The sequence below is a fragment of the Micromonospora sp. NPDC048835 genome, assembly GCF_040649995.1.
GTDB lineage: Bacteria > Actinomycetota > Actinomycetes > Mycobacteriales > Micromonosporaceae > Micromonospora.
In genome coordinates this window covers 70,553-93,504 of record NZ_JBEZGM010000027.1, presented here as the reverse complement: position 1 = coordinate 93,504, position 22,952 = coordinate 70,553, and the positions used below count along the sequence as shown (strand labels likewise).

Annotated in this window: 24 protein-coding genes and 1 pseudogene; 8 read left to right on the top strand and 17 right to left on the bottom strand. The window is 70.5% G+C overall.

Annotation, left to right across the window (positions count from 1 at the left end):
- Positions 1–291 precede the first annotated feature (291 nt).
- A complete protein-coding gene (locus tag AB0C15_RS26475; protein WP_357356271.1) occupies positions 292–1,404 on the bottom strand; it encodes a glycerophosphodiester phosphodiesterase in 1,113 nt (370 codons plus the stop codon).
- A gap of 79 nt (positions 1,405–1,483) precedes the next feature.
- Between AB0C15_RS26475 and AB0C15_RS26470 the strand changes: the two genes are divergently transcribed.
- The gene (locus tag AB0C15_RS26470) at positions 1,484–2,878 is read left to right on the top strand and encodes a potassium transporter TrkG (protein ID WP_357356283.1); all 1,395 of its coding nucleotides are present in this window, start codon (positions 1,484–1,486) and stop codon (positions 2,876–2,878) included.
- 17 nt (positions 2,879–2,895) lie between these two features.
- Complete coding sequence (locus tag AB0C15_RS26465) at positions 2,896–3,564, top strand: TrkA family potassium uptake protein (RefSeq protein WP_357356269.1); 669 nt, start codon at positions 2,896–2,898, stop codon at positions 3,562–3,564.
- A gap of 71 nt (positions 3,565–3,635) precedes the next feature.
- Here AB0C15_RS26465 and AB0C15_RS26460 read toward each other — a convergent pair whose 3' ends face one another.
- The 7 genes from AB0C15_RS26460 to AB0C15_RS26430 all read right to left on the bottom strand — a co-directional run bounded on the left by AB0C15_RS26460 (position 3,636) and on the right by AB0C15_RS26430 (position 12,318).
- Positions 3,636–5,279, bottom strand: coding sequence for a serine/threonine-protein kinase (locus AB0C15_RS26460; protein ID WP_357356267.1), 1,644 nt, complete (start codon positions 5,277–5,279; stop codon positions 3,636–3,638).
- A gap of 71 nt (positions 5,280–5,350) precedes the next feature.
- Positions 5,351–6,913: a fused MFS/spermidine synthase gene (locus AB0C15_RS26455; RefSeq protein ID WP_357356265.1), complete on the bottom strand. Its 1,563-nt coding sequence runs from the start codon at positions 6,911–6,913 to the stop codon at positions 5,351–5,353.
- A gap of 36 nt (positions 6,914–6,949) precedes the next feature.
- Positions 6,950–7,966: a hypothetical protein gene (locus tag AB0C15_RS26450; RefSeq protein WP_357356263.1), complete on the bottom strand. Its 1,017-nt coding sequence runs from the start codon at positions 7,964–7,966 to the stop codon at positions 6,950–6,952.
- 180 nt (positions 7,967–8,146) lie between these two features.
- Positions 8,147–8,956 (bottom strand): inositol monophosphatase, encoded by an 810-nt coding sequence (locus AB0C15_RS26445; protein WP_357356261.1) that lies wholly within the window; start codon positions 8,954–8,956, stop codon positions 8,147–8,149.
- Positions 8,949–9,401 (bottom strand): response regulator, encoded by a 453-nt coding sequence (locus tag AB0C15_RS26440; RefSeq protein ID WP_357356259.1) that lies wholly within the window; start codon positions 9,399–9,401, stop codon positions 8,949–8,951. Before AB0C15_RS26440 ends, AB0C15_RS26445 begins: the two co-directional genes overlap by 8 nt.
- Positions 9,398–11,122 carry an ATP-binding protein gene (locus AB0C15_RS26435; RefSeq protein ID WP_357356257.1) on the bottom strand — a complete coding sequence of 575 codons (1,725 nt, stop codon included), beginning with the start codon at positions 11,120–11,122 and terminating at the stop codon, positions 9,398–9,400. Before AB0C15_RS26435 ends, AB0C15_RS26440 begins: the two co-directional genes overlap by 4 nt.
- Positions 11,119–12,318 carry a fused response regulator/phosphatase gene (locus AB0C15_RS26430; protein WP_357356255.1) on the bottom strand — a complete coding sequence of 400 codons (1,200 nt, stop codon included), beginning with the start codon at positions 12,316–12,318 and terminating at the stop codon, positions 11,119–11,121. The genes AB0C15_RS26435 and AB0C15_RS26430 overlap by 4 nt, the downstream gene beginning before the upstream one ends.
- A gap of 390 nt (positions 12,319–12,708) precedes the next feature.
- Between AB0C15_RS26430 and AB0C15_RS26425 the strand changes: the two genes are divergently transcribed.
- A complete protein-coding gene (locus AB0C15_RS26425) occupies positions 12,709–15,030 on the top strand; it encodes a M28 family peptidase (protein ID WP_357356281.1) in 2,322 nt (773 codons plus the stop codon).
- 60 nt (positions 15,031–15,090) lie between these two features.
- On the opposite strand, the gene AB0C15_RS26420 is transcribed toward AB0C15_RS26425, so the two are convergent.
- Positions 15,091–15,570 (bottom strand): SRPBCC family protein, encoded by a 480-nt coding sequence (locus AB0C15_RS26420; RefSeq protein ID WP_357356253.1) that lies wholly within the window; start codon positions 15,568–15,570, stop codon positions 15,091–15,093.
- Positions 15,567–15,887 (bottom strand): metalloregulator ArsR/SmtB family transcription factor, encoded by a 321-nt coding sequence (locus AB0C15_RS26415; protein ID WP_357356251.1) that lies wholly within the window; start codon positions 15,885–15,887, stop codon positions 15,567–15,569. Before AB0C15_RS26415 ends, AB0C15_RS26420 begins: the two co-directional genes overlap by 4 nt.
- A 666-nt stretch (positions 15,888–16,553) precedes the next feature.
- Between AB0C15_RS26415 and AB0C15_RS26410 the strand changes: the two are divergent.
- Together AB0C15_RS26410 and AB0C15_RS26405 are read left to right on the top strand one after the other, a co-directional pair.
- Positions 16,554–16,688, top strand: a pseudogene (locus tag AB0C15_RS26410) (DinB family protein); the annotation flags it as partial.
- A gap of 58 nt (positions 16,689–16,746) precedes the next feature.
- Positions 16,747–17,091 (top strand): hypothetical protein, encoded by a 345-nt coding sequence (locus AB0C15_RS26405; RefSeq protein ID WP_357356249.1) that lies wholly within the window; start codon positions 16,747–16,749, stop codon positions 17,089–17,091.
- Between the two features lie 15 nt (positions 17,092–17,106).
- On the opposite strand, the gene AB0C15_RS26400 is transcribed toward AB0C15_RS26405, so the two are convergent.
- The 3 genes from AB0C15_RS26400 to AB0C15_RS26390 form a co-directional block, all read right to left on the bottom strand.
- On the bottom strand, positions 17,107–17,280 hold the full coding sequence (locus AB0C15_RS26400) for a hypothetical protein (RefSeq protein ID WP_357196421.1): 174 nt from the start codon (positions 17,278–17,280) through the stop codon (positions 17,107–17,109).
- Positions 17,277–17,495 (bottom strand): flavin reductase, encoded by a 219-nt coding sequence (locus AB0C15_RS26395; RefSeq protein ID WP_357356247.1) that lies wholly within the window; start codon positions 17,493–17,495, stop codon positions 17,277–17,279. Before AB0C15_RS26395 ends, AB0C15_RS26400 begins: the two co-directional genes overlap by 4 nt.
- Before the next feature lie 73 nt (positions 17,496–17,568).
- Positions 17,569–17,796, bottom strand: a complete 228-nt coding sequence (locus tag AB0C15_RS26390) for a flavin reductase (protein ID WP_357356246.1) — start codon at positions 17,794–17,796, stop codon at positions 17,569–17,571.
- A 249-nt stretch (positions 17,797–18,045) separates the two neighbouring features.
- Here AB0C15_RS26390 and AB0C15_RS26385 point away from each other — a divergent pair, with 249 nt between their 5' ends.
- Positions 18,046–18,582, top strand: coding sequence for a tetratricopeptide repeat protein (locus AB0C15_RS26385; RefSeq protein WP_357356243.1), 537 nt, complete (start codon positions 18,046–18,048; stop codon positions 18,580–18,582).
- A gap of 84 nt (positions 18,583–18,666) precedes the next feature.
- On the opposite strand, the gene AB0C15_RS26380 is transcribed toward AB0C15_RS26385, so the two are convergent.
- Positions 18,667–20,211, bottom strand: coding sequence for an ATP-binding protein (locus AB0C15_RS26380; protein WP_357356241.1), 1,545 nt, complete (start codon positions 20,209–20,211; stop codon positions 18,667–18,669).
- Here AB0C15_RS26380 and AB0C15_RS26375 point away from each other — a divergent pair.
- Positions 20,189–20,566, top strand: a complete 378-nt coding sequence (locus AB0C15_RS26375; protein ID WP_357356239.1) for a hypothetical protein — start codon at positions 20,189–20,191, stop codon at positions 20,564–20,566. The two genes, AB0C15_RS26380 and AB0C15_RS26375, sit on opposite strands and share 23 nt — an antisense overlap.
- Positions 20,563–21,282: a hypothetical protein gene (locus AB0C15_RS26370; protein ID WP_357356237.1), complete on the top strand. Its 720-nt coding sequence runs from the start codon at positions 20,563–20,565 to the stop codon at positions 21,280–21,282. Before AB0C15_RS26375 ends, AB0C15_RS26370 begins: the two co-directional genes overlap by 4 nt.
- Before the next feature lie 21 nt (positions 21,283–21,303).
- Here AB0C15_RS26370 and AB0C15_RS26365 read toward each other — a convergent pair whose 3' ends face one another.
- From AB0C15_RS26365 to AB0C15_RS26355, 3 genes are all read right to left on the bottom strand, one after another.
- The gene (locus tag AB0C15_RS26365; protein WP_007465523.1) at positions 21,304–21,558 is read right to left on the bottom strand and encodes a Smr/MutS family protein; all 255 of its coding nucleotides are present in this window, start codon (positions 21,556–21,558) and stop codon (positions 21,304–21,306) included.
- A gap of 119 nt (positions 21,559–21,677) precedes the next feature.
- Positions 21,678–22,046 (bottom strand): tetratricopeptide repeat protein, encoded by a 369-nt coding sequence (locus AB0C15_RS26360; protein ID WP_357356234.1) that lies wholly within the window; start codon positions 22,044–22,046, stop codon positions 21,678–21,680.
- A gap of 88 nt (positions 22,047–22,134) precedes the next feature.
- A complete protein-coding gene (locus AB0C15_RS26355; protein WP_357356232.1) occupies positions 22,135–22,905 on the bottom strand; it encodes an ROK family protein in 771 nt (256 codons plus the stop codon).
- Positions 22,906–22,952 lie beyond the last annotated feature (47 nt).

Below are 22,952 nucleotides of genomic sequence, written 5' to 3'. Positions count from 1 at the left end.
AACTCAACGCACGGCCACGCCAAACCCTCGACTGGCAGAATCCAGCCGAGGTACTCCACAAACACCTGGTTGCAACCGCCGCTTGAAACCGCCCGCGGCGACACCACTACTTCCTGGATCGAGCACGATCTTGCGGGCGGGCCCGCCCGGACAGGCTGCTGGCCCGCCGTCCGGGTGGCGGACGACGGGCCAGCGTGTGGGCCGGGCGTGGTCGGCCCGGTGGTCGGCCCGGAACGGATCAGCTCCGGGCCGAGGTCAGCTCGGCGGGAACGACGCCACCGACTCTCGAGGTCAGCGGCCGGCGCGAGCGGCGACGGCAGTATCGGGGTGGTCACTGAAGACCCCGTCGAGACCCAGGCCGAGGAAGAGCTCGTACTCGGCCGTGATGTCCCCGCGCGCGTTCGGGTCGGTGCCGATCCGGAAGTCCACCGGGAGGAACTGGTTCTCGGCTCGGAACGTCCAGGAGTGCACGAGCAGGTGCTCACGGTGCGCGTCGCGTACCACGGTGGTGGGGGCGAGCAGTGCGCCGGCGGCGTTCCGGGGGACGATCAGGTTCTTGTTCGCGCCGATGCCGTCGGCGTACCCGGCGATCCACTTCAACCCGGCCGGCGTGGCCAGGTCCTGGTAGGTGCGGGTGTCACCGGCGGCGGTGAAGTCGTACGGGCGGCCGGTCGCGTCGAGCAGTTGGACCAGCTTCACGTCGGTCAGCCGGCTCAGGCGGCGCAGGTTGGCCGTCTCGAACGACTGGATGAAGACCGGCGAGTTCTTCCGGTCCAGCTTGTTCTGCCGCAGCACGCGGAGCAGCGGCTCCTCCAACGGCAGCCTGATCGAGGCGAAGTAGCTCGGGTGCTTGGTCTCCGGGTAGATGCCGATGGTGCGGCCCCGTGCCCGCCCCTCGGTCCGGGCCAGGTCGATGACCTCCTGGAGGGTGGGCACCTCGAAGCGGCCGTCGAAGGCGGTGTTCGCCACGCGTACCTGCGGCAGCCGCTCCTTGGCGCGCAGCGTCTTCAGCTCGGCGAGGGTGAAGTCCTCGGTGAACCACCCGGTCACCGCGACGCCGTCGATGGTCTTTGTCGCCTTGCGGGCCGCGAACTCCGAGCGGGTCGACACGTCGGTGGTGCCGGAGATCTCGTTCTCGTGCCGGGCGACGAGCACGCCGTCGGAGGTGGAGACCAGGTCCGGCTCGATGTAGTCGGCACCCATCCGGATCGCCAGCCGGTACGCCTCGAGCGTGTGCTCCGGCCGGTAGCCGCTGGCGCCACGGTGACCGATCACGATCGGTTGGTCCTTCGCCCGCGAGGCGTCGGCGTTCGCAGCCGGTTCGGCCGTGGCCGTGGTCGGCAGGGCCACGGCGGCGGCGAGCAGCGCGCCGGCCACGCCGAGGGTCGTGAGGGTACGTCGCAACGCGGTCTCCTGTCATCGGTGGTCCGGACAAGCAGACCGCCCGCGATTAGCCAGGAGTTTGTCGATGGCTGACCGGGAGATGAACCTCCGGAATGCCCGTTCGGACTCCGGCGTCGCGGGCGGACAGGAAGATTGGTTGGTGCGCCGGTTCTTCCGCAACCCCGTGCGGCTGGTGCCGTTCGCGTTCCTGGTGCCGATCCTGCTCGGTACCGGGTTGCTCATGGCGCGCTGGGCGACCGCCGAGCACGAGCACCCTCCCGTGGTCACCGCGCTGTTCACCGCCACCTCGGCCGTCTCGGTCACCGGCATGGCGATCACCGACACGCCGAACTACTGGTCCGGCTGGGGACTGCTGGTGATCACGCTGCTCACCCAGCTCGGCGGCCTCGGCATCCTCACCGTCGCGGCGTTGGTCATCCTGGTGGTCTCCAGTCAGCTCGGGCTGCGCAACCGGTTGCTGGTGCAGGCCGAGACGGCGGAGTTCGGCATCGCCGACGTGGGCCGGTTGCTCCGCGGGATCGCGTTGACCGTCTTCGCCTGCGAGGCCGTGATGACCGCGCTGGTGGCCGGTCGACTCTGGCTGACCTACGACTATCCGTTCGGCCGGGCCCTCTGGTCGGGTGTCTTCCACGCCGTGCAGGCGTTCAACAACGGTGGTTTCGCGCTGTACAGCGATGGACTGCTGGCCTTCAGCCGGGACCCGTGGGTGTCGCTGCCCCTGGCGATCGGCGCGATCGTCGGCGGTCTCGGGTTTCCGGCGTTGTTCGAGGCGGTCCGCGAGTGGCGTCAGCCCACACGCTGGGCGGTGGCGACGAAGTTGACCATCTGGGGCAGCGTGGTGCTGCTGCTCGTCGGCTTCGGTGGGCTGCTCACCGCCGAATGGACGAACGCGGCCACCATCGGCCAGTACGACGTGCCCGGGAAGGTCCTCGCGTCGTTCACCCAGATCGCGCTGAGCCGCACCGGCGGCTTCAGCGTCCTGAACATCGCCGACCTCCAGGAGGAGAGCTACCCCCTGCTGATCGTGCTGATGTTCATCGGCGGCGGCAGCGCCAGCACGGCCGGCGGCATCAAGGTCTCCACGTTCTTCCTGCTGGCGTTCACCATCTGGGCGGAGTTGCGGGGCGAGCCCGACGTGACGATCGGGCACCGGCGGGTGGCCACCGCGAGTCAGCGGCAGGCGCTCACCGTGGCGCTGCTCAGCGTCGCGCTGGTGATGGCCGGAACCATGCTGTTGCTGCTGCTCACCGAGGGAGTCCGCTTCGTCTCGGCACTGTTCGAGATCACCTCGGCGTTCAGCACCACGGGGCTGACCGTCGGTCTGGCCGCCGACCTGCCGGCCGGCGGCCAACTGGCGCTGACCGTGCTGATGTTCATCGGTCGGGTCGGGACGCTCACCCTGGGCTCGGCGATCGCGCTGAACACCCGACGCCGGCTCTACCGCTACCCCCAGGAGCAACCAATTGTCGGCTAGCGACGAGGAGGGTCGAGGTGTCGGCTAGACGGGCGGACAGCGGCGGCATCGCGGTAATCGGGTTGGGTCGGTTCGGTTGCCACCTGGCCGGGTCGCTGACCCGGATGAACCGCGAGGTGTTGGCCATCGACCGCAGCCCGGAGAAGGTGCAGCGCTGGTCGGCGCAGCTAGACCGGGTGGTGCAGGCCGACGCGACCGAGGAGGGGGCGCTGCGGCAACTGGGCATCAGCAGTTTCGGGCGCGCGGTGGTGGCCATCGGGGCCTCGGTGGAGGCGAGCGTTCTCACCGTGCTGGCGCTCGTCGAGCTTGGGGTGCCCCAGATCTGGGCTCGGGCCACCTCGGAGAAGCACGCCAAGATCCTGGCGTCGGTGGGCGCGCATCACGTGATCTTTCCGGAGGCGGAGACCGGGGACCGGGTCGCGCACCTCATCGTGAGCCGCCTGCTCGACTTCATCGAGTTCGACGACGACTTCGCCATCGCCACCGTCCGGGTTCCGGAGTCCCTGGCCGGGCGGACCCTGCTCGACCTGCGACCGGAAGAGCGTTACGGGGTACGCGTGGTCGGCGCCAAGCTGCCGGGCGAACGCTTCAGGTACGCGTCGGACGGCACCGCGCTTCCCCAGGGTGGCGTACTCATCGTCGAGGGTGGGATCGACCAGGTGCAGCGGTTCGCAGGGTTGCGCTGAGCGTCACTTGCCGGACTTGCCCCGGCTCTTGGTCGCCTTCGACCCGGAGCTGCCGGGGCCCTCGGGGCCCTTCACGCTTTTCCCGGACCACCACCGTTCGGCCCCTTGCCCGCCTTGGCGGGCGCCTTGGGGGCCTTCGGAGGCTTGGCCTTGGTGGCACCCGCGCCGGAGCCGCCGCTGCGTGCCGTCGTCTTCTTCGGTGGGGCCTTCACCGTGGTGGCCGCCTTGCTCGGCGCCACGGCGGACGGTGCGCTGCCGGCCACCCCGGAGACGCGTACGCCGCAGGTCGCGTCGCCGAGCCGGAACGAGACCGGCAGCGGGTTCGCGCCGCTGTACTTTCCGGTGAGGGTGAGCTTCTCGGCCGCGCCGGGGGCCAGCGTGGCGCGCTGCGCCGCCGGGCGGATCAGCACGGTGCTGCCCTGCTGCTGCACCGGCGTCGGCTCGGCCTTCGTCACCGTCTGCTGGCCGGGGAACGTGAAGCTCATCGTCCAGTCCCGCAGCTCACGGCCACCGGTGTTGGTCAGGGTCAGCTCGGCGGCGAAGTCCTTGCCGGAGTCGCTGCGCAGCGCGTACGCCACCTCGCAGGGCACCGTCGCCGGCAGACCCATCCGAGCCTCGGTCGTCGGCCGGTCTTCTCCGCTGGCGGGGCTACGCGAGGTGAAACCCCACATCGCCCCGGTCACCGCGATCAGCCCGACGGCGGCCACCCCGGCCTCGACCCGCCGACGCCGCCGGTGCTCCCGCCGGGTCCGGTTACGGGTGCGCGACATCGGCAGCGCGTCGGTCGCCGCGGACCAGGGCAGGATCGTGGTGCCCGCGCTTGCCAACTCATCCGGGTCCAGCGGCCCTCCGGCCCGGGAGACCGGCACCGCCGCGAGCATGCCGGCCGCCTCGGCGAGCGTCCGGGTCAGCTCGGCGGTGGCGGGTCGGTCGGCGGGCCGCTTGGCCAGGCACCGCCCGACCAGCTCGGCGACGCCGTCGGGCATCCCCGGGACGGCGGGCATCGGCGCCGGGTCGTTGTACATGTGGGCGCGCAGCATCTGGGTGGTCGTGCTGGCCTGCCACGGCAGTCGGCCGGTGAGCATCCGGTAGAGCAGCAGCCCCACGGCGTACACGTCGGTGGCCGGGGAGACCTGGCCGTTGTCCAGCCGCTCGGGGGCGAGATAGGCGGGGGTGCCCAACAGCGCGCCGTCCGGCCCTTTCTCGCTCTCCCCGACGAGCGCGGAGATGCCGAAGTCGACCACCTTGACCCCGGTCGAGGTGAGCATGACGTTGCCCGGGGTGACGTCGCGGTGCACCACACCGCGGGCGTGCGCGGTGGCAAGCGCCGAGCTGACCTCGGCGCCGATGGTCACCGCCTCCCGCCACGGCAGTTGGCTCTCCCGGCCCAGCCTGCTGGCCAGCGAAGCGCCGTCGACAAGCTCCATCACGACGTACGGCACGGTGAGGCCGACCTGCTCGGACTCGCCGTAGTCGTACACGTTGGTGATGTTGGGGTGGCAGAGCCGCGCGGCGGCCTGGGCCTCGATCCGGATGCGGTGCCGGAAGGCCCGGTCGCTGGCCAGCCGGGACGCCAACACCTTCACCGCGACCTGGCGGCCGAGCACCTCGTCGTAGCCGCGCCAGACCACCGACATTCCACCCGCGCCGAGCTGCTCGATCAGCCGGTACCGCTCATCGAGCAGTTGCGCGCCGTTTCGGTCCCCACCACCCATGGTCAGCGTTGTTGCCCAGGAACGGCAGGTCTACACCTGGAGTATCGGAATCGGTCAGGATTGTCACCCGATCAGGCGGTGGCCAGCAGTTGGTCTACCGGGGCGTAGTCGTCGGTCAACACCATCGCCCCGCCGACGAAGTCCGTCAGTGCCGCGCCGGAGAGCAGGCTGACCTTCGGGTCCACCTCGGCCAGCCGGGCCTGGGCGGCCTCCAACGGCAGCGGTGCGTCGGAGGCGACGATGAGGAAGTTGGAGCCCCGCTCCTCGGCGAGTGCCTCCGGCGGGGCGATCAGCGCGACGTGCCCGAACTCGGCAGCCACCGTGGCCAGCTCGGCGCGGATGAACCGCAGCGGTGGGTAGTCGATGACGTTCTGCACGTACACGCCGCCGGGGCGGGTCACCCGCCGGACGTCGGCCGCCATCTCCCGGGTGGCCAGGTGCCAGGGCACCACCAGGTGACCGAACGCGTCACCGACCACCAGGTCACGGCTGTCGGTCGGCTCGCCGGCAACGAGCATCCGGGCGTCACCCACCACCGCCCGCAGCTCCGGCCCCGGTCGTACGCCCAACTCCTCCTCGCCCAGCTCGACAAGCCCCCCGTCGATCTCGAACACGAGGTTGTCGGTGCCGGGTCGGGTGGCGGTCAGGTAGCGCGGCACGGTGAACCCGCCGCCGCCCAGGTGCAGCGCGTCCAGGCGCTGACCGGCCGGCCCGGCGACGTCGGCGACCGCGCCGATCCACTTCGTGTACGCGTACTCCAGGTGTTTGGGGTCGGCGAGGTCCACGTACGAGTGCTGGGCCGAGTTGAGCAGCAGGGTCCGCCCGGAGGGCCGGGCGGGGTCCGTGGTGACCCGGGCGCAGTGGTACGCCGTCTCGATGTCGCACGGGTTGGGGGCCACCGTGGTCAGCCCCGCCCCGACCAGGCCGAGCACGGCCAACACGGCCCGGGCCCGGGCCGGACCGGGCAGCTCGGTGGGTTCCTGCCGACGCAGGTACCAGCCGAGGCCGAGACCGACTAGCCCGAGCGAGATCGCCAGGGCGAGCAGGATGACGGTGCTGCGCAACGCGGCGACGAGCACGAACCCGGTGCCCAGGGTGGCGGTGATGCCGCCGAGGGTGCCGATCCCGGAGAGCCGGCCGACCACCTGGCCGGTGCGGCGCAGGTCGGCGAGCTGGAGTTTCACCACCAGCGGGGTGACTGCCGCCAACAGCGCGGCCGGCACGAACACCGCGAGCGCCACCAGCAGCAGGATGCCGCTTGCCGCGCCGCCGCGCAGCACCTCACCGGCGTACCTGACGATGGGCAGGGTGACCGCGGTGGCGATGCCGGCCAGCACCAGCGCCGGTGCCAGTAGGCTGCGCGGGTTGCGCCGGTCGGCCAGCCAACCGCCGGACCACGCCCCGTAGGCGATCGCGGCAAGCGCGATGCCGATCACCGAGCTGGTCACCTGGAGGGTCACCCCGACGTAGGGGCCGACCAGGCGTAGCGCGACGGTCTCCAGCACCAGCACGGCACCGCTGGAGAAGAAGACCAGGAAGGCGGCCAGGCCGTTGGGCAGCGCCCGGCCGGTGACCGGCACGGGCGACGCCGGGGAAGCTGGCGGGGCCGCGACGTCGGACGGTGGGGAACTCATCGTCGCGATGGTACGCAGCGAAGCTGGTGCTTCGGGTCAGTACATCGAGAGATGAACATGGTTCGTGTGGGAGGCTGCCGGGCTGCCGCTGCCACTGTACGAACGCCACCCCGTGCCGGGGTGCCAGATCTGCCGGTACCAGATCACGTAGAGCACGCCCAGCCGGTCCGCGTTGCGCACGTGCCAGGCGGCCAGGCTGTCACCGTACGACTTGTCGCCGCCGGTCGCGTTCTTGTCCTCGAAGCCGTTGGTGGCGGCCGAGAAGTCGCACGCCCGCCCCTTGGGGTGCTCGCCGCTGCCGCCGCTGCGCTTACAGGAGACGTGCCGCTTGTAGCCGGCCGCCTGGGTCTGCTTGAGCGCGTTGAGGGTGCGTGGCGTGATGCAGCTCGAGGTGGTCGGGTCCTTCACCGAGCAGGACTCCGACGGCCAGGAGCCGTCGGAGTTGCGCGGTGCCGGCTTCGCCGAGGTGGAGTTGGCACCGCTGAAGCCGTTGCTGCCGCCCGAGCTGACCTCGGCGAGCGCCGCCTCGGCTTCCTTCTTCTTCTTCGCCATCACAGCGAGTTGCTTCTGCTGCTCGCGGACCTCGGCGTCGATGGCGACCTTGGCCTGCTGCGCCTGCTGCCGGGCCTCGGTGAGGTCACGCAGCCGCTTGCTGTCCCGCTGGGCCATCAGGTCGAGGTCGCCCGCGCGTTGCAGGAACGCCTCCGGCGTGGCGGTGTTGAGCAGCATCGAGGCCGCGCTCAGCCGACCGAAGCGGTACGACTGGGCGGCCACCTCACCGACCTGGGCGGTGAGCCCGACAAGCCGACCTTCGAGGGTCTTCAGCTCGCCGGTCAGCGCCGTCTGGCGACGCTTGGAGTTGTCCAGTTTGGCCTTGGCCTCGATGTGGCCCTTGGCGGTCAACTCCAGGGCGTCCTGCAGCTTCTTGCTGCCCCCCTCGCCCGGCTCCGCGTACGCCGGCACGGCGGCGCCGCCGAGCACCAGCGCGACGCTGGCGAGCAGTGCGAACAGAGCGCGACGACCGAGCCGCGGGCTGAGCCTGGTCCTGGGCACGAAAGCGTCCTTCCGTCGACCGCCGGCCTCCACTGAACACTGCACGTTGGCGCCGGTCGGCGGCATGCTGGCGGAGACCGCCGGTCACGATACCGGACTGCCGGCCGGTGACCACCCCGCTGAGCCTCGAGCTGTCTCGATGTCGACGGAGCGTGGTGACGCGGTCGCGCTGAGAACGATTCAGGTGTCGAGCAGCGCGTCGCGTACCTCGGCCCAGACCTGCTCGCTGCTCGCGACGAGCAGACCGCGGCCGTCGTCGGCGGGGTGGTAGTCGACGCCGTCGAACCGGCGGGCGACGCCCCCGGCGGCCTGCACCAGAAGGGCGCCCGGGGCATGGTCCCACGGCAGGGTGCGCCAGAAGAGGACGAACTGCTGCTCGCCGGTGAGGATGTCCAGGTACTCCCGGCCGGCGCAGTGCTGGCCGGGCAGCAACTCACCGAGCCGCCCGCCACCGGCGCGGACCCGGTCCCGGGTCTCCGGTGGCAGGAACTTGGTCATCGCCGCGCCGCGCAGCTCACCGAGCGGCGGCGCCGAGCCGGCGACGTCCACCGGCCGGCCGTTGAGCAGAGTGCCCTCGTCCGCCGAGCCGACGGCGAGGGTGTCGGCGAGCGGGTCGAGGATCCAGCCGGCGGTCGGCCGGCCGTCGCTCAGCAGCGCCACCATCAGGGCGAACGGGCGGCGCCCGGCGGCGAAGTTCGCGGTGCCGTCGACCGGGTCGACAAGCCAGACGTCCCCGCCGTCGCGCAGGTGCCGCAGCAACCCCGGGTCGTCGGCGACGCCCTCCTCGCCGACCACCACCGAGCCCGGCCGTAGCCGGCGCAGCCCCGCCGAGAGCAGTTCCTCGGCCCGGCGGTCGGCGACGGTGACCACCTCGCCGGGCGCCTTCTCCGACACGTCGTCGTCGTCGAGCTTGCGGAACAGGGGCAGCACGACCTGGTCGGCGGCCTCCCAGAGCAGGCCGCCGACGTCGTCGAGCAGGGTGTCAGCCACGCGGCGGCAACTTGACCACGCTGACGAAGAACTCGTCGATCTGCCGGACCACCGAGATGAAGCGCTCGAAGTCCACCGGCTTCGTCACGTAGGCGTTGGCGTGCAGCTGGTAGCTGCGCAGGATGTCCTCGTCGGCCTGCGAGGTGGTGAGGACCACCACCGGGATCCGGCGCAGGTTCTGGTCCTTCTTGATCTCTTCCAGCACCTCCCGGCCGTCGCGTCGGGGCAGGTTGAGGTCGAGCAGGATCAGGTCGGGTGCCACCGCGTCCGCGTACTGGCCCTCCCGGCGCAGGTAGGCGAGCGCCTCGGCCCCGTCGGAGACGACGGTGAGCCGGTTGCGCAGCTTGTGTTCCTCGAACGCCTCCTGGGTCATCAGCACGTCACCCGGGTCGTCCTCGACGAGCAGGACCTCGATCGGGCTCTTGCCATCCGCCGGCGCGGTCATCCCACCGTCTCCCTCATGTCACCCGTTCTACCGCTTCGCGGCCCCTCGTCGGCCCGGTCCGGCTGGTCCGACCCCTCAGGCTGCTCCACCAGCTCCGCCGCGGCCTCGGGCCGGGGCGTCGAATCGCCGTCGTCGGCCCCCTCGGAGCTGTCAGCGGCCTCGGCCGCCGCGACGTCCCCCGGGAGCGCCGGCAGGGTGAACCGGATCGCGGTGCCCTCCGGCACGTCGGTGTCCACCCAGACCCGACCGCCGTGGTACTCGACGATCTTCTTGACGATCGCCAACCCGATGCCGGTGCCCGGGTACGCGTCCTTCGAGTGCAGCCGCTGGAAGATCACGAAGATCTTGTCGGCGAACTCCGGCTCGATCCCGATGCCGTTGTCCTGGCAGGTGATCTCCCACTCGGCACCCACCAACCGGGCCGAGACGTGCACCTTCGACGGTACGTCCGGACGGCGGAACTTGATCGAGTTGCTGACCAGATTGGCGAGCAGATTGGTGAGCAGCGGCTCCTCGCCCGAGATCACCGGCAGGCCGGTCCAGGTCAGCTCGGCGTCCGCGTACTGCCGGGCGGCCTCGGTCTGACCGGCCACGTCGCCCATCACCTTGTTGAGGTCGACCTCGGTGAAGCCGGTGGTGAGCCGGCCGATCCGGGAGAACGCGAGCAGGTCGTTGATCAGGCGCTGCATCCGCTGCGCGCCGTCCACCGCGAAGGCGATGTACTGGTCGGCCCGCTCGTCGAGCTGCCCGGCGTAGCGGCGCTGAAGCAACTGACAGAAGCTGGCGACCTTGCGCAGCGGCTCCTGGAGGTCGTGCGAGGCCACGTACGCGAACTGCTCCAGGTCACGGTTGGACCGGGTCAGCTCCTCGGCCTGCTTCTGGAGCTGGTTGTTGACCCACTCGATGCGCTCGCGGGCGGCCCGGACCTCGGCCAGGTCGGCGGCGATCTTCTGCCGCATCGCGTCCACGTCCTCGCCGAGCCGGACGAACTCCGGCGGGCCGGTGGTGGCGATGCCGTGCTGGTAGTCACCCTCGGCGACCTCACGGACCTGGTCGGCCAGCCCGATCAACGGCCGGATGACCATCCGATCGAGGGAGAGCAGCAGCAGCGTCCCGGCGACGACCACCACCAGCGCGGCGACGATCAGCAGGACGACCAGGATGTTGCTGCTGGTGCGCACGTTGGCGGCGGCCTGCTCACGGGCGTCCAGGATCTCCTCCTGGAGGTCGTTCACCGCCGACCGCACCTGGTCGAACTGCTGCCGGGCCCGTTCGGTGATCAACGCCTGACCGGCGCTGGTGCCGCTCTGCTCGGTGGTCGTGATCACCGGCGCCGCCACCGACTGCCGCCACTGCGCCGTCTGCTCCTCGACCATCCGCAGCTCCTGGCCGATCTGCGGATAGTCGTCGAGCAGCTTCCGCATCGAGGCGACGACCGTCTTCTCCTGCTCCAGCCCCTCCCGGTAGGGGTTGAGGTCGGCCTGATCACCGCTTACCGCGTAACCCCGGATCGCCGTCTCCTGGTCGAGCAGCGCGTTGAGCAGCTCCTGCGACTGCACCCGCAACGGGCCGGTCTGGTTCAGCACGGCGTCGATCTGGGTGCGGTTGCGGGCGGCCACCGCCGCCTCCGCGGCGGCCAGGCCGATCAGCAGCGCGCCCACGACGGCGAGCAGGGTGATCACCCGGCGGCGCAGACTCCAGCCGCCGACAACCGGCTTCACCTGCCACCACCCCGACTGACCAGCAGCATGGCCACGTCGTCGGCGAGCGGGCCACCGTTGAGCCGCTCAGCCCGGCCGACCAGCCAGGCCGGCAGCTCGGGCAGTGTCACCGTACGGTTGGCCGGCTCGTCGAGCAGGCCGCTGAGACCGGGCACGTCGAGCCGTTCGTCGCCGGCACCCACCCGCCCCTCGATCAGGCCGTCGGTGTACATCAGCAGGGACCAGTCATCGGTGTCGAACTCCAGGTCGTAGGCGATCGGCCGGCGGGGTCGTACGCCGAGCAGCCGGCCACCGGGAGCGGGCACCGGGACGACCCGGCCGCCGGAGAGCAGCAGCGGCGGCGGGTGCCCGGCCAGTCGGACGGTGGCCCGGTTGGCGGCCAGGTCCAGTCGGACGGTGGCCACCGTCGCGAAGATCTCCTGGAGGCGGCGCTCACTCATCAGCACCTGCTCCAGGGCGGGCAGCACCTCGTCGTCGGGGACCCCGGCGATCACCAGGGCCCGCCAGGCCACCCGCAGCTCGACCCCGAGCGCGGCCTCGTCGACGCCGTGCCCGCAGACGTCGCCGACGATCAGGTCGAGGCGGTCCGGGTGGGTCTGCACCACGTCGAAGAAATCCCCGCCGATCAGCGCGGCGTGCCGTCCCGGCCGGTAGAAGGTGTGCACCGCCACCTGGTCGGTGGTCATCAGCGGTTGGGGCAGCAGACCGCGTTCGAGTCGGGCCGACTCGGCCTGGCGCAGCTCGACCTCGCGCAACCGGCGGGCGTTCTCGTCGGCGCGTTTACGCTCCACGGCGTACCGCAGCGCCCGGGTCAGCAGCACCCCGTCTACCTGGCCCTTGACCAGGTAGTCCTGGGCGCCCTCGGCGACCGCCACGACGCCCAGGTGCTCGTCCGTGCGGCCGGTCAGCACGCAGACCGCCGCGCCGCTGGACATGTCCAGCAGTTGGCGCAGCCCGTCCAGCCCCTGCGCGTCGGGCAGACCCAGGTCGAGCAGGACGCAGTCGACGTCGCCGAGCCGCTGCCGGGCCTCACGGAGGCTTGTGGCGACCAGCAGGTCGATCATCGAGTTGGTCTCGGCGAGCAGTTCGCTGACCAGGAAGGCGTCGCCCTCGTCGTCCTCCACCAGCAGCACCCGCAGCCGCTCGCCCGGTGGCAGGTCGGCGTGCCGCGCCAGGCCACCGTGCGGGTACGGCACGACTGGGGAACCGGCCGAGCCGGCCCCCCGGTGCGGCCGGGTCACCGCCGCGAGACGCGGGAGTTCGCTGGTGATGTCGGGCTCCTTCCGAGTGCCCTGCTGATCCTGTATTAGACAACGGTCGCACACAACACGATGCCTGCGGCGCGGGCGGTGATGGGTTGCATCACTGCCCGCCCGATGACGAACCGGGCGGCTGGTGAACGCCGGGCTACCGGCCATCCCATCCGCGGGCGCGGACGGGCAGGATGGTCCCACCCCAGGCCCCACCACCCCCGAGGAGTACCCGTGGGCGCACCCACCACCCCGGCCACGACGGGCACGCCACCCCGTCCGAGTCGGGGCGTACCCCCTGCCGACCGCGCGCTGACCCGACCGCGACGGCGGCTCGTGGCCGCCGCGGCGGCCCTGGTCGCGCTGGCCGCGGTCGGTGCCGGCAGTCTGCTCGACCTGCGTACCCCGACTCCGAAGTCGGCCGACGCGCCGGCGGACGCGTTCAGCGCCGGCCGGGCGTACCAGGACGTCCAGGTGATCGCCGCCCGGTCGCACGTCGCCGGCAGCCCGGCCAACGAGCAGGTCCGCGCGCACCTCGAGCAGAAGCTACGGGGGCTGGGCCTGGAGACCGAGGTGCAGGACACCGTGGCGCGGGAGGCCGGTCAGCTCAGCGGGGCCGCGGCCGGGGCGACGCTGGCCCAGGTCCGCAACGTGGTCGCCCGGCTGCCCGGCACCGACTCGACGGGCCGGGTCTTCCTGGTCGCCCACTACGACTCGGTGCAGACCGGGCCGGGTGGCAACGACGACGCGGCCGGCACGTCGACGATCCTGGAGGTGGCCCGCGCGCTGAGCACCGGCCCCCGGCCCCGCAACGACATCGTCTTCGTGCTCACCGACGCCGAGGAGGCGTGCCTCTGCGGGGCGTCCGCGTTCGCCGCCAGCCACCCGCTGGCCGCCGACGGCGGTGTGGTGCTCAACCTGGAGGCGCGTGGCTCCACCGGGCCGGTGATCATGTTCGAGACGTCCCGGAACAACGCGAAGCTGGTGGACATCTTCGGCCGGGCCGCCCCACACCCGGTCGGCACCTCGTTCGCGGTGGAGATCTACCGCGCGCTGCCGAACGACACCGACTTCACCGCCTTCCTCGATCAGAAGTTCGTCGGGCTGAACTCGGCGTACATCGACGGAGGGGCGATCTACCACACGCCGTTGGACACTCCGGCCGCGATGGACCGGGGCAGCCTCCAGCAGCACGGGGACAACGCGTTGGGGCTGGCCCGGGAGTTCGGCGGCACCGACCTGACCGACCTGCGCTCCGGGCACGACGCCACCTACTTCCCCGTCCCCGGCGGGCTGGTCCGCTACCCGGGCTCGCTCACCCTGCCGTTGGCCCTGCTGGCGGTGGTCGCGGTGGCCGCGCTGGGCTGGCTGACCCGCCGCAGCGGCCGGGCCAGCACCGGCCGGCTGGCCGCCGGCTTCGCGCTGGCCCTGGTGCCGATCGTGGCCGCGCCGGTCGCCGCCCAACTGCTCTGGCTCGCGATCACCACGATCCGACCGGGGTACGCGGAGCTGCTCGACCCGTACCGGCCGATCTGGTACCGGCTGGCGGTCCTGGCGCTCGCCACCGCCATCCTGCTCACCTGGTACGCGCTGACCCGCCGCCGGATCGGCCCGGCCGCGCTCGCCGTCGGCGGACTGGCCTGGCTGGCCCTGCTCGGGGTGCTGCTCGCCGTGGCGGTACCGGGTGGGGCGTACCTCACCACCCTGCCGGCACTCGCCGGCGCCCTCGGCGGGCTCGTCGCGCTGCGTACCCGACAGACCGGACCGTGGCCGGTGGTGGCGGTGACGGCCGCCGCGGCCGTCGGTGTGGTCATCCTGCTGCCGACCGTGGTGCTGCTCTTCCCCGCGCTGGGGATGGCGATGGGCGGGGTCGCCGCCCTGGTCGCGGTGCTGCTCGGTCTGGTCGCCCTGCCGGTGGTCGACCTGCTGCACCCGCAGGCCGGCGGTCAGCGTGGCCTGCTCGCGCTGCGGGCCCGCCGGCTCGCGGTGCTGCCGGCCGGCGCCGCAGCCGTGGCGGCGGTGGTGCTCGCCGGGGTCGGGCTGGGTGTCGACCGCTTCGACGCCGACCACCCCGCCCCGACCCACCTGATGTACGCCATGGACGCCGGCACCGGCCAGGCCCGCTGGCTCAGCCACGAGAGCGACCCGCAGCCGTGGACGGACGGCTATGTGGACGGGGTGACCACCGTCGACGACTTCCCCGGGTTGGGCGACGCGGAGCTGCGCGGCGGCCCCGCTCCGGTGGCCAACCTGCCCGCACCGAAGGTGGAGGTGCTCTCCGACACCCGCTCCGGCGACGAGCGGCTGGTGCGGGTGCGCGTCGTCCCGCAGCGCCCGGTCCGCCTGCTCACGCTGCACGTGAACGGCCCGACGGCGGTCACGTCGGCGACGGTGAACGGACGACAGTTCGACGTTGGCCGGACGGGGACCCAGAAGCCCTGGGGCTTCGGCGTGGTGTTCCACGCACCTCCCGCGGAGGGGGTCGAGATCGCGCTGACGCTTCACAGCGCCGACGGCGACCCGGTCGCGCTGCGGGCGATGGACGCCAGTGACGGGTTGGACGCGCTGCCCGGCTTCCGCCCCCGGCCGCCGGCCGTCGGCGTCGTCGGGTCGCACAGCTCGGAGATGCTCGCGGTCGCCCGCACCTATCCCCTCTGAGCACGACGGTGGTCCCGGCGGGAGCGGTAATTCCGGCCGGGACCACCGTTTCCTCCCCCGCTAGCTGTCGCCGAAGAAGGACCCGTAACGGCTCAGGTAGAGCGGCCAGCCGCTGTCGGTGTCGACCCCGTCCCGAACCGACTCCCAGCCGGGGCCGTGCCGGTCGATGTTCCGGTGCTCCAGTTCGACGCGGGTCCGGGATGGGCTCTCGGCCACGAATCGGATCTCCACCTCGCTGGTGAGGTCCAAATTCGTCTCGATCTGCCAGGTCGGCCCGATGTCCCAACTGAAGACGATCCGGGTCGGCGGCTCGTACGCGAGGATGCGCGCCCACCGGCACTCGCTGCCGTCCGCCCCGACGTCGTAGATGTGCCCACCGACCCTGGGCTCGAACACGGTCGCGGTGACCGGGACGGCGAGCAGCGTGTGCTCGGGTGGCTTGAAGTCGCCGAACCGCTCGGCGAACACGGTGAAGGCTCGCTCGACCGGCGCGTCGACCACGATCTGCCTGCGCACCACCGCCATGGCTGCCTGCGTCATGAACTCTCCTCCGACTCATCGACGACGTCCTGATATCCGTCGAGCGCACGACGCCAGAAGGTGTCGAGCTGGTCCCGCAGCGCGCTCAACCCCACCGGGCTCAACCGGTAGACCCGGCGGGTTCCCATCGCCTGGTCGACGACCAGGCCGGCACTTTTGAGCACCTTGAGGTGCTGCGACACGGCAGGTCGACTGATGGGCAGCTCGTCCGCCAACTCCCCAACGGCGCAGGGCCGCTCGGCCAGGCGCTGAACGATGGCGAGCCGGCTGGGGTCGCCGAGCGCCTCCCAGCCCGCGTGCGCTCCGTAAGTCACCACGAACGTAAGCTACGACTTACCGATGCGGTCGTCAAGCCGTCGGCCTGGTTCGGGTGGATGCGGCTGATCGGCCGGTCGGTTGGACGACGGGCGGGCCCGCGACGACGGTGGCGCCGGTCTGGGTTGGCGACCGCCCGGGGAGTTGGTACTGCGCGCGAGCGCGCAGTATCGGCCCGACCGGCGCTCCGGAGCAGCCTGGGGTCCGGAGCAGCCTGGGCTGCGGATGCGCCTACTGCTGGCGACCGCGCCGACCGAGGACGCCCAACCCCGTTGACCGTCTGTGACCGCAACCCACCCCCCACCCACCCACCAATGACCCTTTGCTCTGCACCCGCGGAGGCGACAGCTACGTAACGTGTTGCTCGCGGGCGCGCGTCGGAGCGACGCCCCCGACGTTTTGGCTGTTCATTCAGGGTGGTGCAGATAGGTAAGCAGAGCAAAGCCTGGCTGGGGCGTCTGATTGGGTCGATCTGGGGCGACGGAGTGTCACGACTTGTCGCGGCGGGATCACGGGCCGACAGTGCCACGCTGAGTGAGGTCGGCGGGCGTGGCTGGTAAGCGTGGCTGGCAGGTCGGGGCGCGGCCTGGTGCCGATACCTGACCGCAGGCGGGCGCTACTACGGCCCGGCGCGCCGATGACGCCGCAGCTGGCCTGGCAAGGGTGTGGACGCCGAGCTGGAGAACCCGCCCACGGTGGGTCCCGAGCGGTTTCCGATGGAGGGCATCGTCCTGCACGTCAACAGGGAGCTGATCCATCACGGCGCCGAAATTTCCCTGCTGCGCGACCTCTACCGCTGGTAAGCGGCACCGATGCCCCTGCGGGGCTGATCCCGCCTGCGCAAGGGCGGATACTTCGCGCATGACTATGGCACCGTCACGTACCCATCTCGTCGGCGCGCGCCCGTCCCTCCTGGTACTGGTCGGCTGGTACGTGGCCGTCGTCGTGTCGTTCGGCCTGCTCCTCAGCACGCTCCCCGAGTCGGTTCCGGCTGGCTGCGGCGGAGCATGCGATTCCGAACGGTCGCGGGCGCTGCTCTTCGGGCTCTACGTGGCCACGCCCGCGCTGTTCCTTGCGCTACTGGTCAGCCTGGCAATGCTCGCGGTCCTCGTCGCCCGTACCCGGATCCGCTCGTCGGCCGTGCTGGGCAGCCTGTCCGCGGTGCTTCCGCTGGCCGTGTGCGGGCTCCTCCTCGCCAGCCTCTGACCGCCGCCGCTCGCATCAGATCAGCCGCTGAATGCGGACCTTCGGACGCTCGTTTCGCAGGTGGCCGTGTTTGTGCTGGCGGATCTGCTCGTCCCAGACGTCTTGGTCGTAGTCCGGGTCCGGCGGGATCCACTTGTGTGAGCCGTCGCTGTAGTGGAACTTCTCATCACCGGCACGAAGGATGCTCATCGGGTCCAACCGAGGCAGCGATAGTGCAGATGGCCGGCCGGAACGTGGGCCAGGTCCTGGGCGGCGTCAACCAACTGGGCGGCCAGGTAGAGGGCAAGCGACACCGGGGCGCTGTGGTACTCCGCTCGCAGCTCCTGGCGGCGGGTGGGGCAGGGCCAATCTGCGCCGCAGCCGCCGCAGGTCCAGCCCGGGGTGATCGCGAGGTGGCTCGTCATCGGGGGCCGTCCTGATTCCGCCAGTGACCGTGATTCTTGCTACCGGCCTCGCCGCCTGGGTGGACGCGGCCCATCAGCGCGTCCACGCCACGAAGCGCTCGTACAGCTCGGCCGGGGCCACGTCGGGCAACTCCACGGCGACGATGAAGAGCAGGCTGCCAACGTAGGTGGAGAGGCCAATGCGATCAGGTCCGTACGCCTCGGCCAGGCGCACCCGCGCCGGATGGCACGGCCAAGGCGTACCCGGCTCGCACATCAGGCACTGCCACTGCGGCCGACGCGGCAGATGCTCTCCATCCATTCGGCGATCCAATGCCGACGCCGAACCCTCAGCCTGGCTCGCGAGCGCCTTCGGCGGCGCGTCGACAGGCGCCGAACAATCCGCCGACCGTCGAGATTTTCGTCCCGCGTGAACTGCCACCACGCCTCCCACCAGTCACCGCGCGTGCTCGTCGGGTACACCCTGCGGCGGTACGCTGACCTCGGTCGACGGGTTGCGGGTTGCCAACCTGCGCCGGCAACCCTGCAACTCCGGCGGGAGGCGCGAGACATGCCGACGTTCGGCGTCCGAATGCGACAAGCGCGGGAAGCGCGTGGCCTCAGCCTGGCCGCGCAGGAAGCCAAATCGCTGGCACGGCTGGGCGACCTTCGAGGCGCACGGGTGGCACTCGATCGAGGGCGGCGGCTACTCGACGAACTCGGTGCGCCGGACCGCCCCGACAACCATTTCGAGGTCGATCCGGGCAAATGGCTGTTCTACGCGATGGATACCTGCCGGCTCGCTGAACACGACACTCTCGCCAACCACTACGCCACCGAGGTTCTGCGCCTCGGCGCTGGGCCTGACGGCATCGAACGCTCACCTATGCGGATGGCCGAGGCCCGACTCACTCTCGCCGCCACTGCACTGCGCGCTGGCGAGCTGGATCGGGCCGTTGAGCAGGGGGTGGGAGCGTTCGCCGCTACTCGCCGCTCCCTGCCGTCGTTGCTGCTGGTCGCCGGCGAGGTTGACGTCGAACTGCACCGTCGCTACCCACACGAGCACGCCACCGCCGACTTCCGCGATGCGCTGAACGCGGTTCGTTAGCTGCTTGCGCCAAAACTTCATCTGGATGGCAGGCAGAGGTGACGCCGCCAGCCGTTCGAGTCGCACACCTGGTCCGTCGCCGCGTCAGGCCGGCCATGCCTGAACGACATCGTCAGGTCCCCAGACAAGGTCCACAGCTCCGGCCGGGAGGTCGACTCCGGAACGGCTGACCACAACCAGGCCGCTGGTCCCGGGCTGAAAACCAGGGATCAGTGGGGCGTAACGCCGCAGTTCGTCGAGATGGTGCCGGTCGAACGGGCCGTCCTGCCATTTGATGGAGCCGGCGAAGGCGATGCGGGAAGCGATCGGGGCACGATCGGCTCCCACAAGATCGATCTCCGGGTTGGACTGCCGGTTCCACCAGCCGCCAACTTCCCATGTGTCGGTCCAGGGCAGGCCCCCCTCACCGACAGAGATGGCGAGCGCATCGCGGATGATCGGCTCGACGGCGTTGCCCCGCCAGGAGGACCACCGACTGTCGAGCACGGCGCGAGCGGCTGCCGTCCGATCGCGGAGAACCAGTTGATGCACGTCGCGCAGAATGGCCAGATACAGGCGCAGGTTGCTGTCGGCGATCCGGTACTGGGCCAGTTTGCTGGGCCTGGTGGACAGCGGCTTGTCGACGGCGAGGACTTGTTTCTCCTCGACGAGCCGGTGCAGCAGCGGGGACAGGGTCCCGGAGCTGACCGGGCCGCCGCGGTCTCCCGCTGCGGCGGCGATGTTGCTGAACGTGCGGCTACCTGCCCCTCCCACCGCTTCCAAGATGCGCCGCGCAGTGTCCGGGGCAGGAAACTCCGACGCCAGGGACTGTTCGGGGACGGTGAACAACGCTGACGTCTTGTTGGAGACCTCCTGACTCAGGAAGTCGACGGGGGGCGTTCCCGGGGACCACTCCAGCGCGATCCCGGGCAACCCACCAGTGATCAGGTGCGCATCGATCGCGTCCGCGCCACTCAACCCGGTCACAGCAGCGGTCTCAGCGAGATTGAACGGGCCGAGGACCATGTTCGTGGCCCTGCCGTAGAACGGACGGTCGTACTCGGTGAACCGCTGCATCATGTGCAGATCACTGCCGAGCAGCAGCAGTAGCACTGGCTTGCTGGAGATGAGCCGGTCCCAGGCAACCTGAAGGTGCCCGTCGAAGGTCGCGTCCTGCTCGGAGATCCAGGGCAGTTCGTCGAGGACGACCACGCTCGGCGTGTCGGGCAGGACACCTGCCAGGACCCGCAGCATGTCCCCCCAGCCAGCGGCCGTTGACTGGGACGGGAGTAGATCGCGGCCACCGGAGTCGAGCAGCGACGAGTCGTGCAGGGCACCGAGAAAATAGCCGACCGCTTCGGTGCTCGATGCACCCTTGACAGCGGCGTAGAAGCAGTAGGGCAGGTCGACCCGGTCGCACAACTCCTGCACCAGCCGCGACTTACCCACCTGCCGACGACCGCGGATGGCGACAGCGCGGCCCTGGCTGGTGCGCTTCACATGGTCCAGCTGCTTGGTGAGCAGGTCGAGTTCCGTGCGTCGACCGACGAACATCGACCCTCCCGAAGCTAGATTCAATCTTACTTCGGGCCAGCCTAGCTTGCCCCTACGCCATACACTCACCGCTGTGAATGACGAGCTGCGGATCACCGTCGCCGGCATATCAGATCTACCGGCGGAGACGCGGCAGGCTCTTCACGACATCCTGGCCCGGCGAGGTCGGGACCTACTAGACGAAGCAGGCCGCCTGGAGGCGGGCGTCAACGCTGGGGTCGGTCCGCCCATGATCACTCCGGCCATCCTGGCGCACGCCGACACCTGGCGAATGATGGGTTATTCACAAGGCAGAAACTCCAAGGGTTCACGGAACTGGACCCTGATCAGTGGGATGGCCACCTTCGTCGGTGGATACTTCACCAACAATCTCACTAGACCGTGGGGCGCTATTGGATTCGTGATTTGCGCCCTGGTTGCGCTCTACTCATTCAACAAGGGGTCGGAATGACGCCTGAACAACGACACGAATCCTTCGCCCCGGGGGCGGCTTCTCTCGTCGACGAACTAGCGAAGGCTTGGCGAGCAGAGCTGGTCGCCCAGTCCTATCGCGAGGTCGCTGGACGCTCTTCCGAGAAGGCGGACGTCGAGGTCACCGTGGCCGAGGTTCAGGCCGCATTCGACAAACTCTACTCGCCGCCGACAGTGTTCGGGCGGAAGGCCCGAAGCTTCACCGCCATGGTGTTCGGCTTCGTCATCCTCATCGCCCTCGGCTACCTGTACTCGCTGAACACGGTGAACATGCTCGACCAGATCGCCAGCGTGGCTGGCGTGGTCGTCGGCGTCCTGGGTTTGGCGTTCGCAGCCCTGGCGCAAGCCACGAGGATACGCAGCCACCATCTCGGCCGTATTGCGAGAGCTGCGACCGCAGACCGCGCATTGGCTACAGTGCGCTTCATGCAGGGCTACGCCGATCTCGAAGAGAAAATTCGACGTCAAGTTTCGGCAGCAGATCCTGACATGCCGGAGAACGCCCCTCTCGGTGCCCTGCTCAGAAAATACGTCGAGACAGCCGACCTCAGTGGGAGCGACCATTACGAATTGCGGCAGCTCGTACAGCTTCGGAATGAGATCGTGCACCACACACTCACTGAGCAGGACGCTGCCCGGGTCGGCACTGCGATCCCGGTGCTGGAGAAGCAGCTCGACCGCTTCGCACACTCGTAGCAGGCCGCCCGCCTCCGGCTTCTACTTCCAGCGGAAGTGGACGAAGAGGCGGCCGAAGTTCTTCGAGTCCTTTTCCACGCGGTGGTAGAGCTGCTTGACGTCCTTCTGGTCGAGGAACCGCAGCACCCGCTTCTTGAGCTGGCCGGATCCCTTGCCGGGGATGATCTCGACCAGGGTGGCCTTCTTCGCCACCGCCTCGTCCATGATCCCGCGCAACGCCCGGTCGATGTCCTGGCCCTTGTTGAAGATCTCGTGCAGGTCCAGCTTGAGCTTCATGCCACAGCCCCCGGCCGGTCAGGTCCCATGTCCGCCATCCTAGGGCGTGTCGGGCGGGTCGTCCGACGACGAAGGGGCGGCCCCGAAGGGCCGCCCCCGCACGCGTCGCCGGGTCAGGCTCAGCGCCGGCCGCCCAGTCGGGTCTCCACCCGCTCCAGCGCGGTCCGGTAGTCGTCGTTCGCCGCGTACATCGCGGCCGCGATCCGGAGGTGCCGGAGCGCGTCGCTGTGCCGGTTCAGCCGTTCCAGCGTCCGACCGAGCACGTGGTGCGCGTAGTGGTCGCTCGGGTCCCGTTCGATCAGCTCGCGCAGGTGCTCCTCGGCCCGGTTGAGCTGGGCGGACTGGAAGTACGCCCGGGCCAGCAACTGTCGTACCGCCGCGTTGCCGGGTTCGGCGTCGATGATCGGCTCCAGCAGTCGGGCCGCCCCGCTGGGGTCACCGGTCTCGAAGAACATGGTCGCCCGCCGGTAGTCCGCCAGAAGATCCATCTGCCACCTCCTCGGGTCGCACCGTCACCTGTTCCGACGCTGGCACAACAATGGCGGTTTGGCGACTGTTCCCGAGGTCGAGATCAGGTCAGGTTCTGGCGTCCCGGCGGCCGGCGGACAACTCCCAGGCGCGGACGCCGCCGACGATTCCGGCGGTGTTCGGCACCACCACCACGTCGTCACCCATCCGCGCCAACTGCTCGGGCCGGATCAGTCGGGAGTTGCCCCCGCCCAGGTAGAGCCGGTCCCAGCGGAACACCGGGCGGAGCCCGTCCACCACCTGCCGGATCCGACGGGACCAGAAGGCGTCACCGAGTCGCCGCCGTTCCGGCTCACCGACGTACGTGTCGTAGGTGGTGCCCCAGCGCACCGGCGCGTGCGAGAGCTCCAGGTGCGGCGCGAGAACCCCACCGTCGAAGAGCGCGCTGCCCAGCCCGGTCCCCAGGGTCAGCACCAGCTCGCAGCCGGTGCCGGCGACCACCCCGGCACCGTGCACCTCGGCGTCGTTGAGCACCAGGGCCGGCACCCCGAACGCGTCGGCGAGCGCGCCCCGGGCGTCCCACCCGGTCCACTCGGCGAGCAGGTCCGGGTCGACCCGGCTGCGCGGGCCGCTGCGGGTCACGTAGTGCGGCGTGGAGACCACCACCCCGTGCCGGATCATCCCGGGTACGCCGACGGTGAGCCGGTCCGCCGTCGGCAGGCGTCCGCCCAGATCCAGCAGGGTCCGGACAAAGAGCGCAGGCGGCAACGGGTACGGGGTGGGCACCCGCAACGGTCGGGCGCGCATCGTTCCCGCCTCGTCGAGCACGGACGCCTTGATGCCCCCGCCGCCGCAGTCGATCGCCAGTGTGGTCACCACGTCGTTGAGTCTGCCCGCTGGGGAGCGGTGATATGCGGGCGGCCGGA

What these genes read in the sequence shown, in the direction of transcription:
- AB0C15_RS26470 (WP_357356283.1), top strand. Translation starts at nt 1,484, where the DNA reads ATGAACCTCCGGAATGCCCGTTCGGACTCCGGCGTCGCGGGCGGACAG.
- AB0C15_RS26460 (WP_357356267.1), bottom strand. Translation starts at nt 5,279, where the DNA reads ATGGGTGGTGGGGACCGAAACGGCGCGCAACTGCTCGATGAGCGGTAC.
- AB0C15_RS26455 (WP_357356265.1), bottom strand. Translation starts at nt 6,913, where the DNA reads ATGAGTTCCCCACCGTCCGACGTCGCGGCCCCGCCAGCTTCCCCGGCG.
- AB0C15_RS26440 (WP_357356259.1), bottom strand. Translation starts at nt 9,401, where the DNA reads ATGACCGCGCCGGCGGATGGCAAGAGCCCGATCGAGGTCCTGCTCGTC.
- AB0C15_RS26420 (WP_357356253.1), bottom strand. Translation starts at nt 15,570, where the DNA reads ATGACGCAGGCAGCCATGGCGGTGGTGCGCAGGCAGATCGTGGTCGAC.
- AB0C15_RS26405 (WP_357356249.1), top strand. Translation starts at nt 16,747, where the DNA reads ATGACTATGGCACCGTCACGTACCCATCTCGTCGGCGCGCGCCCGTCC.
- AB0C15_RS26400 (WP_357196421.1), bottom strand. Translation starts at nt 17,280, where the DNA reads ATGAGCATCCTTCGTGCCGGTGATGAGAAGTTCCACTACAGCGACGGC.
- AB0C15_RS26395 (WP_357356247.1), bottom strand. Translation starts at nt 17,495, where the DNA reads ATGACGAGCCACCTCGCGATCACCCCGGGCTGGACCTGCGGCGGCTGC.
- AB0C15_RS26390 (WP_357356246.1), bottom strand. Translation starts at nt 17,796, where the DNA reads ATGGATGGAGAGCATCTGCCGCGTCGGCCGCAGTGGCAGTGCCTGATG.
- AB0C15_RS26385 (WP_357356243.1), top strand. Translation starts at nt 18,046, where the DNA reads ATGCCGACGTTCGGCGTCCGAATGCGACAAGCGCGGGAAGCGCGTGGC.
- AB0C15_RS26370 (WP_357356237.1), top strand. Translation starts at nt 20,563, where the DNA reads ATGACGCCTGAACAACGACACGAATCCTTCGCCCCGGGGGCGGCTTCT.
- AB0C15_RS26365 (WP_007465523.1), bottom strand. Translation starts at nt 21,558, where the DNA reads ATGAAGCTCAAGCTGGACCTGCACGAGATCTTCAACAAGGGCCAGGAC.
- AB0C15_RS26360 (WP_357356234.1), bottom strand. Translation starts at nt 22,046, where the DNA reads ATGGATCTTCTGGCGGACTACCGGCGGGCGACCATGTTCTTCGAGACC.